Genomic DNA, 14,881 nt, shown 5'->3' on the forward strand with positions numbered 1-14,881 from the left:
GCTCGAGTCCGCTGGCGCTTCACGATCGAGGGCGCCCGCACCAAACTCGGGCGCGCGTACCCCCAGGCCCAGGCGGCCGTCGCCGCTGCCGCCTGAACCCCTCAGAATCTCTGTGCCGGGGTACTAGGCCTGGAGACTGCCCGCGCTGGCGCTCCCGCATCAATTCATCGATGCGGCGGCCCAGCGCGGGGATGCGCTGGGTGTAGCTGATCTTCGTGCTCACGTAGGGAAATCCGTCTTCTCCCTTCGACGGGTCCGCCGCGCTCGCCACCGCGGCGTCGTAGTAGCGGTAGCCGAGGTTGGACAGGAATACGACGATGTACCGGCGCCACGGACGGCCCGGCAGCGACCGCACGATTCCGCCGTCGCTCCCGTAGTTCTCCGTCAGCCCCGTCTTGTGCGCGAACACCACCTCCGCCGCCGCGTTGCACGGCCGCGTGTCACGGCCGAACGCCGTCTCCGCAGCCGTCACCGTGCCGTCCTTCGTGTTCACCCACCGCACCGGCACCGCCGCCGGAATCCCTTTCTCCGCCCTGGCGTCGCCACACAGCAGCGTCGAGGACAGCGCCTCGTGCAGCGCCTGGTCCGCCAGCAGCGACTGGAGATGCGCCCGCGACGCCGCCGACAGCTCTGCCGCCCTCACCTCCCGGCCGGACGGCGTACGCCACAGCACCCCCGGGCCTCCCTCGATGAGCAGCAGCAGCCTCGCGGTGTCCAAGGCCGTCATGTGGATGCTGCCCGGGTTCCAGCTTCGCCCCGTCACTGGTGACGTCCCGTTCACCTGCAGCGTCCCCAGCCCCAGCTCCGCCAATTCCGCGTTGAGCGCCTCCATCCCGCCCTTCTCGTGCAGCAGCTTCACCAGCGCCTCGGTGGAGCCGTTGTCAGACTCCGTCACCATCGGCTCCAGCCACCGCCACACCGCGCGCTCGCCCTTGTCCTCCGTGTCCCGGATGAAGCGCCAGGGCTGCCCCAGCGTCACCTCGCCCCGGTCCACCAGCCGCATCACCCGGAACGCGATGAGCAGCTTGAACAGCGAGGCCGGGTAGGGCGCCATGAAGCGCAGTCGTGCCTTCTGACGTCCCGGCACCACGTCCTCCTCGGCCGTCGCGCCGGACCAGTCCTTCGCCCCGTCCCACCGCTCCAGGTCCCACCGCGTGTAGCGCACCGACGTCGTGCCCCACGTCTTCATGTCGATGGGCACCCCCACCCCCTTCGGGTAGTCCCGCGACAGCAGCACGTTCGCCGCCGCCACCGGCCGGCCCTCCCTGTCCAGCTCGATGACCGCCACGTCCACGTTCGGTGCGTGCGCGATGCGCTCGCCGTTGCGCTTGAAGTCGAGCACCCCGTCGAAGTTCGTCTCCCCCACCGCGCGCAGCAGGCCGCGCTCCAGGGACGCGGAGGCCTTCGCGCGAAGGGCCGCCTCTCCGCCCGCCTTCCGGGGCGCGGCTCCTGTCTCCGTACACCAGAGCAGGACCACCGCCGTGAAGAGGGCTCCCGCGCCTCCAGGGATGAAGCTCCGTACCGCGTCCCACATGCGTCGACTCCTCCGTGCTGCCAGCATTCCGGGAACCGTAGTTCAGGCGCACGAGGAGCGGTCGCACACATGCACCGCCGAGGCCTGGCCCCTTATCGCGCTGCGGCAGGGCAGGTCCGGCGCACAGGGCCCGTTCGCATCTCACCCGTGCCTTGCGCCCGCCGGGGAGGTGCCTCGGGCATCCGTCGAAAGCCGCCGATATGTCCGCCTCGCTCGGACGTTGCCGGCCGCCTGAGGGGCCGGCTTTACCGAGGAGTTGCACATGAAGGCGTGGCTGCGCGGTTCAGTGGTGTCCCTGCTGGCCCTGGGGGCCTCCCTCACGGGCTGTGGGTCGGCGTCGGAGGACCCCGAGTCGATCCAATCCGAGGGAGACCTCAAGAAGGAAGACACCGGCGATTGGGAGCCGAAGCCCCTGGCCTGGTGCAAGGTCCTCACCGGCGAGACCGCCACCGCCGAGTGCGGCACGCTGGAGTCCTTCGACCTGTCCGCATGTGACGCGGAGAGCTTCGATGCCGTCGATGCCCAGGGCGTCTTCACCCTGCACAACGTCGGCGACGATATCGCCGAGAACGACAACGCCTCCTACCTCTCCGCCTTCAGGGTCCTTCCGGATGGAAGCACCTTCGTGAATGGCATCCGCTACACCGAGAGCCGGTTCGACTCGCGGACGTTCTACTTCTCCCGCTCCCGCACGCTTCCCAATGGTCAGGTGAGCCGCACCGCCTTCGTGGGCTGCAAGGCTCGGGGGCCCCACCGGGTGACGGGTTGCTACGCGAGCTGTGTCGGCGGCGTCCCCGCCTACCAGGACACCTTCGAGGCGGAGAAGGTCGTGCGCCTTCCCGGCGAGGGCGAGTCCTCCGGCCTGCCGCTCGTCGGCGAGGGGACCGTGTCGCACGGCATCGCCGCCGACGTGTACGTCACCCACGGCCACGCCTATGTCGCGGGCATCTACCAGGGGCCCATGGGGCCCGGCGGCCTCCATGTGTTCGACCTGAGCGACCGGACCGCGCCGCGGCTCGTGAAGAGCATCGTCCTCGGTGGCGACAGCTACTGGAACGCCGTGTGGGCCCGGGGCAATGCCCTCTATGTCGCCAGCCTCGTCCGGGGCGTGCTCGTCTTCGACATCTCGGACCCGGCCAACCCCGTGTTCCAGCGGAACTTTCCCGGCGGCCCTTCCCTCAACGTCCACACCCTCTACGGAGACGGGGACCGGCTCTACGCCATGTCCCCCGGCCCCACCCCGCAGACGCTCATCTTCGACGTGACGAACCCGCTGGAGCCCGTGCTGCTCCACCGCCACCAGGACCCCAGCGTCGACCCCACCGTCGCCAGCTACCCCCATGACGCCACCGCCCAGGGGAACCGGCTCTACGTCAATCACTGGCGCGCCGGCTTGCTCATCCTCGACGTGAGCGACCCGCTCAACATCGTGAAGCTCGGTGAGTACAAGTACCCTTACGCCACCAGCCACACCAACCGCGTGGGAGTCTTCGACGGCCGCACCATCGCCTTCGAGGGCGGAGAGGACTGGGGCGCCCACCTGCGCGTGCTCGACATCACCGACCCCACGCAGGTGACCCTCATCGGCGAGTACCGTCTCACGCCGGGCGTCTCCATCCACAACATGGAGCTGAAGGGCGACCGGCTCTACCTCGCCCACTACCAGCACGGCGTCCGCGTCCTGGACGTGTCCAAGCCCAAGAACCCGAAGGAAGTGGCCTACTACAACACCTGGCGGGAGACGGACCGGCAGCGGGGCATCATCTTCCACGACGGCGCCATCGGCATTCGCATCCCCGGTGACGGCTACGTCTACGTCACCGACACGTCCCGGGGCCTGCTCATCTTCCCGGAGCTGTAGTCCTCCCAACGGGTGTGCCCGGCCCCACCCATGTTGGGCCGGGCGCGCGCCCCGGCAGGTCGGCTAGCGTACGGGCCCATGCCCATCGTCCATGACTGGCTGGCCCGCCGCGCCGCGCTCGACCCCGACCGCACCGCCCTCATCGACGCCAACCACGGCGAGCGCCGCATCTCCTACCGCGAGTGGGACGCCGCCGTGTCGCGTACCGCGTCCTTCCTCCACCACGCGCTCGGCGTGGGCCGGGGCGACCGCGTCGCCGTGCTCGCGTACAACTGCGTCGAGTTCCTCGACCTCGTCTTCGCCTGCGCGAAGCTGGGCGCCATCCTCCAGCCGCTCAACTGGCGCCTCAGTCCCGCGGAGCTGGGCGCCCTGCTCGCGGACGGCGAGCCCTCCGTGCTCGTCTTCGGCCCCGAGTTCCGCGGCGCCGTGGACTCCGTGCGCGCCCGTGCCTCCTTCGTGCGGCACTGGCTGTGCCTCGGCGAGCCCGGTCCCGGCGAGCGCGCCTTCTCCGAGCGCGAGGCCGCCTCGCCCGCGCCGCTCCCTCCGCTGGAGCTGGAGGCCGATGCGCCGTGGGTGCTCTGCTACACGGGCGGCAGCACCGGCGTGCCCAAGGCCGCCGTGCTCACGCATGGCTCCATCACCGCGAACGCGGTGAACACCGTGGTGAGCTGGGGCCTCACCGCCAATGACGTGGCCCTGCTCAACGCGCCCCTGTTCCACGCCGGAGGACTGAGCGTCTTCACCACCCCGCTGGTCTACGCGGGCGGCGCCTCCGTGGTGTGCCGCAGCTTCGACGTGGAGGGCGTGTTCGACCTCGTCCACCGGGGCACGGTGAGCCTCGTGTTCGGCGTGCCGACGATGTTCATCGAGATGCAGCGCCACCCCCGGTTCGAGTCGGTGGACTTCTCGCGTCTGAAGCTGCTCATCAGCGGCGGCGCGCCGTGCCCGGCGCCCGTGTTCGAGCGCTTCTTCGCGCGGGGCGTGGACTTCAAGACGGGTTATGGCCTCACGGAGGCGGGCCCCAACAACTTCTGGCTGCCCCCGGGCGAGGTGCGCCGCAAGCCGGGCGCCGTCGGCGTGCCGCTGTTCCATGTCGAGGCTCGCATCGAGGGGGAGCAGAAGCCGGGGGACGTGGGCGAGTTGCTCCTGCGCGGGCCGCACCTGTGCGCCGGCTACTGGCGCCGCCCCGAGGACACCGCCCGCACCATCGTGGATGGATGGCTGCACACCGGTGACCTCGCCAGCCGCGACGCGGACGGGTGCTTCCGCATCGTGGGCCGCAGCAAGGACCTCATCATCTCCGGCGGAGAGAACATCTACCCGTCCGAGGTGGAGAGCGTGCTCGCCGGGCATCCGGACGTGGCCGAGGTCGCCGTCATTGGTGTGCCCGACCCGAAGTGGGGCGAGACGCCGCGCGCGCTCGTCGTCGCGCGCCCGGGAACGAAGCCCACGGCGGAGGCGCTCATCGCGTTCTGCGAGGGGCGGCTCGCTCGGTACAAGACGCCGAAGTCGGTGCGCTTCATCGACGCGCTGCCGCGCACCTCGCCCGGCAAGGTGGACCGCCGCGCGCTCAGCGCCGCGCACGGAGCGCCCTGAGCTTTTTCTCGGGCACGGTGGACCGGCGTGCTCGGGCTTCGTCAGCCGTGCTCCCGCACCCAGTCGAGCGCGAGCCGCACTCCGCCTGGACAGGGCCACGGCGGCCGCGTCCGAGCAGGCGGGCTCAAGGGAGGCGCCTTCGCATGTCGAGGTTTGGCACGTAGGGACGGGCCCCGCACGCTGTCGCCGCCCGAGGCCTGTTCCGGGCGCGTGACGACGCGGGGACCCTGGCCCGCCGTTCTTGCCTCGCTCCCATCGGCAAGGCCGTGAGGAGGCACAGCCAGAGCCATGGACTCACTGGCGGCTCCCCATCCGCTCGCGCATCGCCTCGTGCCGCTGGCGCTGCTCCTCGCGGGCCTGGGTGATGAGCTCGCGGGCCCGTGTCTTCTGCGTGTCCGTCAGCACCTGCTCCGCCTGCGCGTACGCGGCCTCGTCATTGGCGCGCAGTTCCTGGAAGAGCGGCTCCGCCTGCTGCATCCGGGCGGCGTCGGGCGGCTCGCCTCGCGGAGGCGCTCCACCTGCCCGGCTGGCATCGCCCGGAGGCGGGCGGGGTGGCCTCTGGGTCCGCAGTTGCTCATGCAGTGGGGCGTTCTGTTCCTCCAGCGCCGATTGAAGCTCGGCGACCCGGCCGACCTGCTCCGGCGTCAGCGCGAGCGTCTCCCGGTACTCCAGCAGCAGCTCCAGTGACGAGGGTGGGCGCCGGGGCCCCGGCTCGTCGCCTCCCGACCCCTGCCGTGCCCCCACGTCCTGCGCGCACGCCAGCACCGGGAAGGCCAGCACCATCACCCACGTCATCGTCTTCCACGCCATGACTGCCTCCACTGCGAGTGGGTCAGGGCGGCCCTGCCTTCCAGCGCCTGCCTGGCGGGCTCCCTGACACGTCACGGTGCAATCTGGAGGCGGCCCATGTCGCGAAGATGAACCGTCCGTTACGGCGGATGTCCGAGGCCCGGGCTCCGTAACATTTCGTCATCTTCGCGAAGTGTTACGGACATGGTCGGCTGAGACCTTGCTGGCGTGGCCCCGGCGGGAAACAACCAGACCCCTCCAAGCCGCCGGACCACACCTTTCGTTGCTACCTTCTCCAGGAGTCCGCGATGCGGGAGACACAGTTCATGGAGCAGCCCACTCGCCCGGCCCCGGAAGAGGGAATCGTGCACGTCCTCCTCGTCGAGGACGACGAGCGGCTCGCCCGCCTCACCAGCCGCTACCTCCAGGAGCACGGCGTCGTCGTCACCGTGGCCGCCTCCGGCACCGACGCGCTCGTCGAGGCCAGCCGCCACGCCTTCGACGTCGTGCTGTTGGACCTGATGCTGCCCGGCCGTGACGGCCTGGAGGTGTGCCGCGAGCTGCGGGGCCGCACGGATGTTCCCATCATCATGGTCACCGCGCGCGGCGAGGAGGCCGATCGGGTGCTCGGGCTGGAGACGGGCGCGGACGACTACCTGCCCAAGCCCTACTCGTCGCGCGAGCTGCTGGCCCGCATCCGCGCCCAGGTGCGGCGTGCCCGGGGCAAGGCCGGCCCCACCAGCCAGCCCGTCCACGTGGGACGCCTGATGCTGGACCCGCGCAGCCTCCGCGCCACCCTGGACGGCAAGGTGCTGAACCTCACCACGTACGAGTTCGGCCTGCTGCGCGTCCTCGCCGAGCGCGCCGGCCGCGTGCTCAGCCGCGAGCAGCTCCTGGACCTCGTGAAGGGCAGCGCGGACGAGGTGTTCGACCGCTCGGTGGACGTGCACATCTTCCGGCTCCGGCAGAAGCTGGAGCCGGACCCTCGCAACCCCACGCTGCTCAAGACGGTGCGCGGGGCGGGCTACATGCTCGCCACCGGGGACGAGACTTGAGCACGTCCCAACGGGGGGTCTCCTTCCGGCGCCCCGGCCGGCTGCTGCTGCGCATCTACATGGTCGGGCTCGCGCAGCTCGTGCTCGTCAGCCTCGTGCTGTTCGCCGCGCGCACGCTCGTGCTGGAGAGGCCCCTCAAGCATGGCTTCGCCCGGAACGTCCGGTACAACGTCCAGGAGTGGGCGGCGCTGAGACACGACCCCGCGGCGCTCCAGGCGTCACTGGAGCGCGCGGCGCGTTCGCTCGACGCGAGGGTGACGCTGCGGGACGCGTCGGGTGGGCTCATCGCCACCAACATGGCGCAGCCCGCCCCGCCCCTGAGCGCCACCGAGGTCGAGGCGCTCACCGAGCCGCAACGGCCGCCTCCGCCGGGCCCTCCGCGCCCCTTTCTCGCGGTGCCCATCCCCGAGCGCGGTCCGGTGGAGGCGTACGCCATCATCCTCATGCGCCCGCCAGAGCCACCTCCGGAGAACACCGCGTTCATCGTGTGCGCGGTGCTGGTGTGCACGGCGATTACGTCGCTGGCCTTCGCGCGCACGCTGGCCCCTCCACTCCAGCGGCTGGCGCGGGTGGCGCGCGACTTTGGCGCGGGAAAGCTCGACACGCGCGCCGGCTTCCGGCGCGACGACGAGCTGGGCGAGGTGGCCGAGGCCTTCGACGAGATGGCCGGCCGCATCACCCACCTGCTGCGCTCGCAGAAGGAGCTGCTGGCCAACGTGTCGCACGAGCTGCGCACCCCGCTGGCCCGCATCCGCGTGGCGCTGGACGTGGCCTCGGAGGGCGACGCCGCCACCGCGCGCGAGATGCTGTCCGACATCACCGAGGACCTGTCCGAGCTGGAGCGGCTGGTAGAGGACGTGCTCACCACCGCGAGGCTGGACCTGTCCACCGGGGGCACCCTCGCGGGCACGCCGCCCCTGCGGCTGGAGCACGTGGACACGCGCGCCCTGGTGGACAAGGCCGTGAGCCGCTTCCGCGCCAACCGCCCCGGCCACCGGCTGGAGGTGGACCTGGACGCGACCCTGCCCGCGCTGGAGGCGGACCCGGTGCTGCTGCGGCGCGTGCTGGACAACCTGCTCGACAACGCGGGGAAGTACTCCGAGCCCGGCACCACCGTGCGCCTGCTCGCGCGGGTGGACGGGCCCGGTCTGCGCTTCGAGGTGGCGGACGAGGGCATCGGCATCGACGCGGGAGACCTGGCCCGCGTGGGGACGCCGTTCTTCCGGACCGACCGCAGCCGCGCCCGGAAGAGCGGCGGGGTGGGGCTGGGGCTCGCGCTGGCCCGGCGCATCGTGGACGCGCATGGCGGGACGCTGGCGCTGGAGAGCCGCCCCGGTGGGGGCACCACCGCCCGCATCACGCTCCCGGCGTCAGCGGTGCCCTGAGGCCGGCCAGCTCGGCGGCAGGGCAACTGGATTGCGATGTGCGGAGGGCCCTTCCGCGTTCACGGGAGGTTCGTGCAAGGATCCCCCCTCGTGTCCTTCTTCATGTCGCGTCTCCTGGTGGGTCTGTGGGTCGTCGGTGCGCTGGCCGGCTGCGCGGGGGCCCGGAAGCCGGTGGAGACGCAGCTTCCAGCCCGGTTCGTGAATCCCGTCCCGGTGCCCGTGCCCGAGCTGCTGTCCGCCGCGGGACAGCTCCTGACGGAGAAGGGGTACGCCCTGGAGGAGGCGCAGGACCCGGGCCAGCTCGCCACCACCTGGAAGGAGACGACAGGAGCCGATGGCACGGCGCAGGAGTCCTGGCTGGTGACGGGCATCGCCGCGGGACCGGGCAGGTCCGTGGTGCGCGCCTTCCACCTGACGACGGACGCGATGGGCGGGTTCTCGCGCAAGAGGGACCTGGCGCTGGAAGACGAGCTGGCCGCGCGGCTGAAGGCGGGCACCCTGGGCGCCGTGGCCAGCAAGGCGAAGACGTGGACGCCCGCGCCGGTCGGGGCGGTGCGCGACGAGGAATTCTACCTCACGCGCTGGCGGGAGGAGTCGAGCTGCACGCGCAAGGTGCGCGGCATGGCGGAGCTGCTGAAGCCGGGGCGGGTGATGCTCATCGGAGAGCAGCTCGGTTCGCGCGAGGCGCCCACGGTGGTGGGAGACGTCGTGTGCGAGGCGGCCGAGGCGGGCCATGCCGTGGCGCTGGGGCTGTCCATCCCCCAGAAGGAGCAGGCGCGCATCGACCGGTACCTCGCCAGCCCGGGGATGCCGGCGGACCAGGACGCGCTGCTGGAAGGGCCCTTCTGGCGGCGGCCCTACCAGGACGGACGCAGCAGCCGCGCCGTGTTCGACCTCATCGACCGGGTGCGCGCCATGCGCGAGCTGGGCCTGCGCGTGTCGCTGGTGGCCTATGACACCGAGGAGGTCCAGGCCAGCCAGCGCGATGCCGTGCTCGCGGACGTGTGGCTGAAGCGCCATGCCGCGCGGCCCTCGGAGGTGCTCGTCGTGCTGGCGGGCAACACCCACGTGCGCACCGTCACCGGCACGCCGTGGGACCGGGACTTCACGCCCATGGCCCACCACCTCCGCTCGCTGCCGTCGCTGCGGGTGCTGGAGCTGGGCTATGCGATGGGGACGCGATGGGGTTGCGAGCTGGACATCCGGAGCCGGCTCGACTGCCGCGTGGTGAATGCCGTACCGGACCGCCGCGTGGAGGACCATCCGGCGCTCAGTCCCTACGTGCGCTTCTACCCGTCGCCCACGGAGGAGGGCTACCAGGGGCTGCTCTTCGTGGGCCCGCTGACGGCCTCGCCCCCAGCGCTGGATTCGCCCGCGAAGACGAAGGCGCCCACGCGCCCGCTCCAGCCTTCCACGCCGCCCCCGCGTCCTCCCAACTACTGACGCGAGGCGAAAGTCACAGCATCACGCGGAAGGTGGTGGTGGCGCGCACCGGGTCATGGTGGAGGAGGTCCACCTGCACCTGGGGTGCGCCGGCTTGCTGGAGGACGGTGGTGAGCATGCCGCGGACGAAGTGCGGCGGCTCGGCCTGGAGCCCCGGCGTCCTCGCGAACTCCGCCGCCGGGCGGATGAGCAGCTCCCAGCCGGTGTCCTCGCTGCGCGGCGTCACCACCGCGTCGAGGAAGTTGTTGGTGGTGCGGATGTTGCGCGACATGCGCAGCAGCATCCGCTCCGCCCCCACCACCCGTCCGAGGGAGTGGATGGCCGCGCCCAGCTTCGACTCGCGCAGGCACTCCGCGAAGCGCTGGCCCAGCGCGTACTCCGCCGCCTCGGTGTCCCCGTGCGTGTCCATGGCCGTCGCCACCAGGCGGATGACCTCCGGCCACATGGCCCCGGGGTAGGCGGCCTGCAGGGGACGGGAGGGGGACAGGCCCCGGCGCTCCAGCGCGGCGAGCGTGGACGGCGCCAGGGGACGCGCCGCCGCCAGCAGGGTCTCCAATGCGTGCTCGAACACCACCGGCTCGCGAACCACCGACTGCACCATCGCCGTCTGCATCCTCGGCCTCCCTCGACCCTGGTGCGGGGTGCACCCGTTGAGTGGATTCTGGATAGCAAACGACTCTGTTTCGCTGCTTTGACCCTTCGTTAAGAAAGATGAACGGGTGAATAGCCGGTCAGAGATAGGCCAGCAGGCGGCCGCAGGTGATGACGCCCGTCCACGCGAGGAGTGACACGATGGCGGCGGCTCGCGCGGCGGGTGGCGCCGTCACGCCGGTGTTCCACGCCTGGACGGAGCGGAAGACGCCAAGGTGGAAGAGCGTGGCGTTGAGCCCCGCGAGGCCGAGCAGCGCGAGCTTCAGGGCGAAGACGGGACTTCTTCCCAGTTGCGTCGCCTGGGTGAGGAAGAGCAGCACGCCCGTGGGCACCACCACCGCGAGGCTCCTCCGGGCCCAGGGCAGCAGGTGCCGCGCGAGGTCCACCACGGGCAGCCGGCGCGAGAGGCCCAGCAGGCGCAGGTCGAACATCACCGCCGCGCCCACCAGGACGACGAAGCCGAGGATGTGGGCCGTCTCCACGAGCGGGTAGAGCAGGGGCTCGCGGCGCAGCGCCTCCGCCAGCGCCGAGGACTCCAGCCCGCCGAGCCACCCCGGTTGCGCCATCAGCGCAGTTCCACCGTCTTGCCCCCCACGGTGATGCGCTCGGCGCGCAGCTCGTCCTGCACGGTGCGGTGGGGGTAGCCCTCGACGGTGACCTTCGCGCCTTCCTTCAGCGCGCTCGCGGCCAGGCCACGGCTCTCCATCCGGGAGGGCGGCGCGAGGATGACACGCCACGTCTTCTCCTTCTCCACGAGCTGGATGTAGCCGTGCGGGTTCTCGTAGCCCGATTCCTTGATGACGCCCGTGAGCGTCATGACCTTGGCGCTGTCGTAGCTGCTCCAGCCATGGTGTGCGAGCGCGCCACCGGACACGCACAGCGCCACGAGTGCACCCTTCCAGCTCGAAGTCCTCATCGTCGTGCCTCCTCTCCTGGGGAACCACTCCGAGAGGGCCGAGGCATTCCTCCACTCCCAGCGGGCCGGGAGGCGAGCGCATGCCGGGGTGGATGCGGCCGGCGCCAGGGTTCTGGGGCGGGGGGGGCCGCCAGTCGCTCCCGGCTCCGTGGCCGGTCCACGGGACCGAGGAGTTCACCTCGCCGGGGACGGCGCGGAGGCGCGCTCTTGAGATGGGGCGACCAAGGTCGTCGCGGTAGCAGCATGGCGGGGGCGCTGGCATCCTCGGCGGCGGACGGCACGAAGCGACACAGGAGCGGATGATGCGCGCAGCGAGTGCGGCGGGGATGTTGATGCTTCTGACGGCGTGCGCGGGACCGGGGGCGGCTACCCGCGACACCCCTGTGGTCGCGGCGGGTGAGGAGGGACAGCCCGTCGTCATCGCGCGCTCGTACACGCTCGAGTCGCGCGTGCTGAAGGAGACCCGGCGCATCAACGTGTACCTGCCTCCGGGGTACGCCGAGGGGCAGGCGCGGCTGCCCGTGCTGTACCTGCTGGACGGCGGCCTGCAGGAGGACTTCCACCACATCACCGGCATCGCCCAGCTGGCGAGCCTCAACCATGCGATGGGGGAGGTCATCGTCGTCGGCATCGAGGGCACCGACCGGAAGCGGGACTTCACCCATCCGTCGTCGGATCCGGAGGACCGCAAGGTGCTGCCGACGAGCGGCGGCTCCGCGGCCTTCCGCGAGTTCCTCACCCGCGAGCTGAAGCCCTGGGTCGAGGCGCGCTACCGCACCAGTGGGTCCGCCATCATCGGCGAGTCCCTGGCGGGGCTCTTCATCGTGGAGACGTTCCTGCTCCAGCCGGAGCTGTTCGAGCGCTACATCGCCGTGAGCCCGAGCCTGTGGTGGGACCAGCAGTCGCTCGCGAAGCAGTCGGTCGCGAAGCTGAAGGCGCATCCGGCCGGGCCACGCTCGCTCTTCCTGACCATCGCCAACGAGGGGAGCACCATGCAGGAGGGTGTCGATGCCCTCGTTGCCGCCTTGAAGGCGCACGCTCCCTCCGGACTGCGATGGCACTACGAGCCCATGCCCGAGGAGCAGCACAGCACCATCTACCACCCGGCGGCCTTCAAGGCGGTGCGCCTGCTGTTCCCCGTGGCCCCGGCGGAGGCTCCCGCTCAGGAGGCTTCCGGCTCCCAGGCTGAAGCCCCCTGAGCGGGCGTCTTCCGGGCACCGACCGGTGCAGGCGCATACGAAGGAGGGCGCCTCGAAGTGGAGTGGCCCGGCTCGGGACTTCCGGCTCCAAGCCCGGAGTCCTCGGAGCAGGCACCACCGCACGGCGGGGCCTCCCCCGAGGAGAAGCCCCGCCACCCGCCGCTACGGCTTCGAGTAGCTGATGTTCAGCGAGTACGTGCCGGCGGCGTAGCCACGCACCTGGACGTAGGCGCTCGTCTGGCCCGAGGGCACGGTGAGCTCGCACGTCTCGGCCGCGCCGCTGAGGTACGGGCGGCAGTTGTACGCCGTCGTGGTGGGCGCCGCGCCGAAGCGGACGTACAGGTCCGGGTCACCCGTGCCCGTCATCACCACCTTGAACGTGGTGCCGGCCAGCACCGTGTACGGACCGAAGTTCGCCGTGCCATTGCGCGCGATGCTGCCCGAGCGCGTGTCCGTGGCGGGCGTGCCCACCGGCGGCGGGGGCGGATTGGTGCCCGGCGCGCCGTAGAGCGCCTGGACGCCCTGGATGTCCTTGGCCGTCAGCACGAGGTCCCCCGCCTGCGAGCCGTTGCAGTGCGGGTAGTGCATGACGGACGCGGCGTCGTACGTCGTCAGCGCGCGCCAGTTGTTGTCCTCGAAGCAGGTGCCCGACTCGGGGCGGGTGTGCTCGTGGCGGAAGCCCAGCGTGTGGCCCAGCTCGTGGCGGATGATGCCCAGCAGCGTCACCGGCGGGCTGCCGCCCCACGCCGTGTTGTCGATGAGCACGTTACGGTACGCGCGCGATTCATTCGGGAAGAACGCGCGGGCCATGTACTGGCCACCCGAGTTCACCGGACGCACGTCGAACACCACGTTGTTGTTGCTCGCGGTGCAGGTGGCGTCCTGCGCGCTCAGGTAGACGAAGTCCACGTTCGCCACCTGCTCCCACGCGGCCGCCGCGTCGGCCAGCAGCGTCACCGCGCGCGAGTAGTTGCTGCCGAACGAGGTGCTCACGCAGTAGGTGATGTTCTTCTTCTGCGTGTCGCTCCACTTCGCGTCCGTGCCACCCGCCGTGTGGAGGATGAGCTGGCCGTTCTTCACGTTCTGCTCGTAGAACTCGCGCAGCGCCTTCTCCGAGGTGAACGTGGTGTCGCCGTCGGCGATGAAGACGCCCGTGTCCGGCTCCTGGTACACGACGGAGAGAAACTCCTCCCACGTCAGGCCCTGGCTGGTGGTCTCAGGAGCAGGAGTGGAGCCTTCGCCACCGCCGCAACCGGCGAGCAGCGCCAGGCCCGCGAGGGCGCCGACGAACTTGTGCTGGGACATGAACTTCCTTTTTCGATGGGGGGAAGCACCGGGACTGCATCACCCGGTGCCGCCCCTCACAGAGCAGGCGTCATGCCAACCACCAAACTGTTGATGTAACAGGGTTTCTACGGAGGCCGAATGAACGTGTGGGGCGTTTAGACTCCATGCGTCATGATTCGGACGTAAAGAAACTTCGCAATCACGGGCCCCGGAGGCCATGACTTCGGGCAGTTGACGTTTCTGTTACATCTGTCCTGTGACAGGACAGGGTGCCCGGAATCACGACAGGGGCCGTCCGGGCCCTACTCGCGGGCCTTGTCCCCGGCCGCTGGGGCGGTGAAGCGGGCGGCCAGCTCCCGCAGCCGCGAGGCCCGCGCGCGCAGGTCCTCCACGGAGCGAGCAATCTCCTCCACGCCGGCCACCGAGTCCGTGGAGCGCACCGAGAGCGCCTGGATGCGCGAGGCGATGCTCTCTCCCGAGGTGGACTGGCGCGTGTTCTCCTCCGCCATCCGCTCCACCCGCGCGCCGATGTCCCGCACCCCGGCCACCAGGCGCGCCAGCGCGTCGCCCGCGGCGGAGGACAGGCCCTGGCCCTCGCGCACCTTCGCCGTGCCCTGGCGCATGAGGTCCGCCGCCGCCGCGGTGTCCGCCTCGTTCTGCCGCAGCAGCTCCTGCACCTGCCCCACCGCGTCGCGCGTGCGCGTGGCCAGCTTGCGCACCTCGCCGGCCACCACCGCGAAGCCCTTGCCGTACTGGCCCGCGCGCGCCGCCTCGATGGCGGTGTTCACCGCGAGCATCTGCGTCTCGTCCGCCACCTGCTGGATGAGCCGCAGCATGTCCCCCGTCACCCGGCCGGAGGCCTGGAGCCGCGCCACCGTCAGCGCCGAGCGCTCCACCACCTCGACGATTTCCAACGTCTTGCGCGACGCCTGCGTCACCGCCGTGCCGCCCTCGCGCGCCACCTCGCCGTTGGCCGCCGCCGTCCGAGCCGCCTCGCGCGCCACCTCCGCGCCCCGGGACACGCCCGCGCTCATGCCCTGCACCGCCTCGGCCGCGCGCTGGAGTGCGTCCGACTGCTCCCGCGTGGTGAGCGACAGCGCGTCCGCCGAGACGCGGATGCGCTCGGCGTCCGCCGCCGTCGCCCCCGCCGCCTCCACCAACGCCC

Annotated in this window: 13 protein-coding genes; 6 read left to right on the forward strand and 7 right to left on the reverse strand. The window is 71.2% G+C overall.

What is annotated here, in order from left to right; all coding sequences use genetic code 11:
* Window positions 1-19: 19 nt before the first annotated feature.
* A complete protein-coding gene (locus HG543_RS41760) occupies window positions 20-1,534 on the reverse strand; it encodes a serine hydrolase (RefSeq protein WP_169350522.1) in 1,515 nt (504 codons plus the stop codon).
* A gap of 262 nt (window positions 1,535-1,796) precedes the next feature.
* On the opposite strand from HG543_RS41760, the gene HG543_RS41765 reads away from it, so the two are divergent.
* Both HG543_RS41765 and HG543_RS41770 read left to right on the forward strand, forming a co-directional pair.
* Entirely contained in the window at window positions 1,797-3,395 is a 1,599-nt protein-coding gene (locus HG543_RS41765; protein ID WP_169350523.1) for an LVIVD repeat-containing protein, read from the forward strand.
* 78 nt (window positions 3,396-3,473) lie between these two features.
* A complete protein-coding gene (locus tag HG543_RS41770) occupies window positions 3,474-4,991 on the forward strand; it encodes an acyl-CoA synthetase (RefSeq protein WP_169350524.1) in 1,518 nt (505 codons plus the stop codon).
* 294 nt (window positions 4,992-5,285) lie between these two features.
* Here HG543_RS41770 and HG543_RS41775 read toward each other — a convergent pair whose 3' ends face one another.
* On the reverse strand, window positions 5,286-5,801 hold the full coding sequence (locus HG543_RS41775) for a Spy/CpxP family protein refolding chaperone (RefSeq protein ID WP_169350525.1): 516 nt from the start codon (window positions 5,799-5,801) through the stop codon (window positions 5,286-5,288).
* Window positions 5,802-6,106: 305 nt separating this feature from the next.
* On the opposite strand from HG543_RS41775, the gene HG543_RS41780 reads away from it, so the two are divergent.
* The 3 genes from HG543_RS41780 (at window position 6,107) to HG543_RS41790 (ending at window position 9,663) form a co-directional block, all read left to right on the forward strand.
* Window positions 6,107-6,835 carry a response regulator transcription factor gene (locus tag HG543_RS41780; RefSeq protein WP_211194524.1) on the forward strand — a complete coding sequence of 243 codons (729 nt, stop codon included), beginning with the start codon at window positions 6,107-6,109 and terminating at the stop codon, window positions 6,833-6,835.
* The gene (locus tag HG543_RS41785) at window positions 6,832-8,220 is read left to right on the forward strand and encodes a sensor histidine kinase (RefSeq protein ID WP_246357679.1); all 1,389 of its coding nucleotides are present in this window, start codon (window positions 6,832-6,834) and stop codon (window positions 8,218-8,220) included. Before HG543_RS41780 ends, HG543_RS41785 begins: the two co-directional genes overlap by 4 nt.
* A 90-nt stretch (window positions 8,221-8,310) precedes the next feature.
* Entirely contained in the window at window positions 8,311-9,663 is a 1,353-nt protein-coding gene (locus HG543_RS41790) for a hypothetical protein (RefSeq protein ID WP_169350526.1), read from the forward strand.
* Between the two features lie 13 nt (window positions 9,664-9,676).
* Here the strand turns inward: HG543_RS41790 and HG543_RS41795 are convergent, their stop codons facing one another.
* The 3 genes from HG543_RS41795 to HG543_RS41805 all read right to left on the reverse strand — a co-directional run bounded on the left by HG543_RS41795 (window position 9,677) and on the right by HG543_RS41805 (window position 11,230).
* Window positions 9,677-10,276 carry a DUF2378 family protein gene (locus HG543_RS41795; protein WP_169350527.1) on the reverse strand — a complete coding sequence of 200 codons (600 nt, stop codon included), beginning with the start codon at window positions 10,274-10,276 and terminating at the stop codon, window positions 9,677-9,679.
* 118 nt (window positions 10,277-10,394) lie between these two features.
* Window positions 10,395-10,880, reverse strand: coding sequence for a DUF6644 family protein (locus HG543_RS41800; RefSeq protein WP_169350528.1), 486 nt, complete (start codon window positions 10,878-10,880; stop codon window positions 10,395-10,397).
* Window positions 10,880-11,230, reverse strand: a complete 351-nt coding sequence (locus tag HG543_RS41805; protein WP_169350529.1) for a DUF6152 family protein — start codon at window positions 11,228-11,230, stop codon at window positions 10,880-10,882. Before HG543_RS41805 ends, HG543_RS41800 begins: the two co-directional genes overlap by 1 nt.
* Before the next feature lie 326 nt (window positions 11,231-11,556).
* Between HG543_RS41805 and HG543_RS41810 the strand changes: the two genes are divergently transcribed.
* Window positions 11,557-12,429: an alpha/beta hydrolase gene (locus tag HG543_RS41810; protein ID WP_211194523.1), complete on the forward strand. Its 873-nt coding sequence runs from the start codon at window positions 11,557-11,559 to the stop codon at window positions 12,427-12,429.
* 162 nt (window positions 12,430-12,591) lie between these two features.
* On the opposite strand, the gene HG543_RS41815 is transcribed toward HG543_RS41810, so the two are convergent.
* Together HG543_RS41815 and HG543_RS41820 are read right to left on the reverse strand one after the other, a co-directional pair.
* On the reverse strand, window positions 12,592-13,734 hold the full coding sequence (locus HG543_RS41815; RefSeq protein ID WP_169350531.1) for a M57 family metalloprotease: 1,143 nt from the start codon (window positions 13,732-13,734) through the stop codon (window positions 12,592-12,594).
* A 284-nt stretch (window positions 13,735-14,018) separates the two neighbouring features.
* The coding region (locus tag HG543_RS41820; protein ID WP_246357680.1) for a methyl-accepting chemotaxis protein at window positions 14,019-14,881 on the reverse strand (863 nt) is incomplete at its 5' end.

This window comes from Pyxidicoccus fallax, from assembly GCF_012933655.1.
Taxonomy (GTDB): Bacteria; Myxococcota; Myxococcia; order Myxococcales; family Myxococcaceae; genus Myxococcus; species Myxococcus fallax.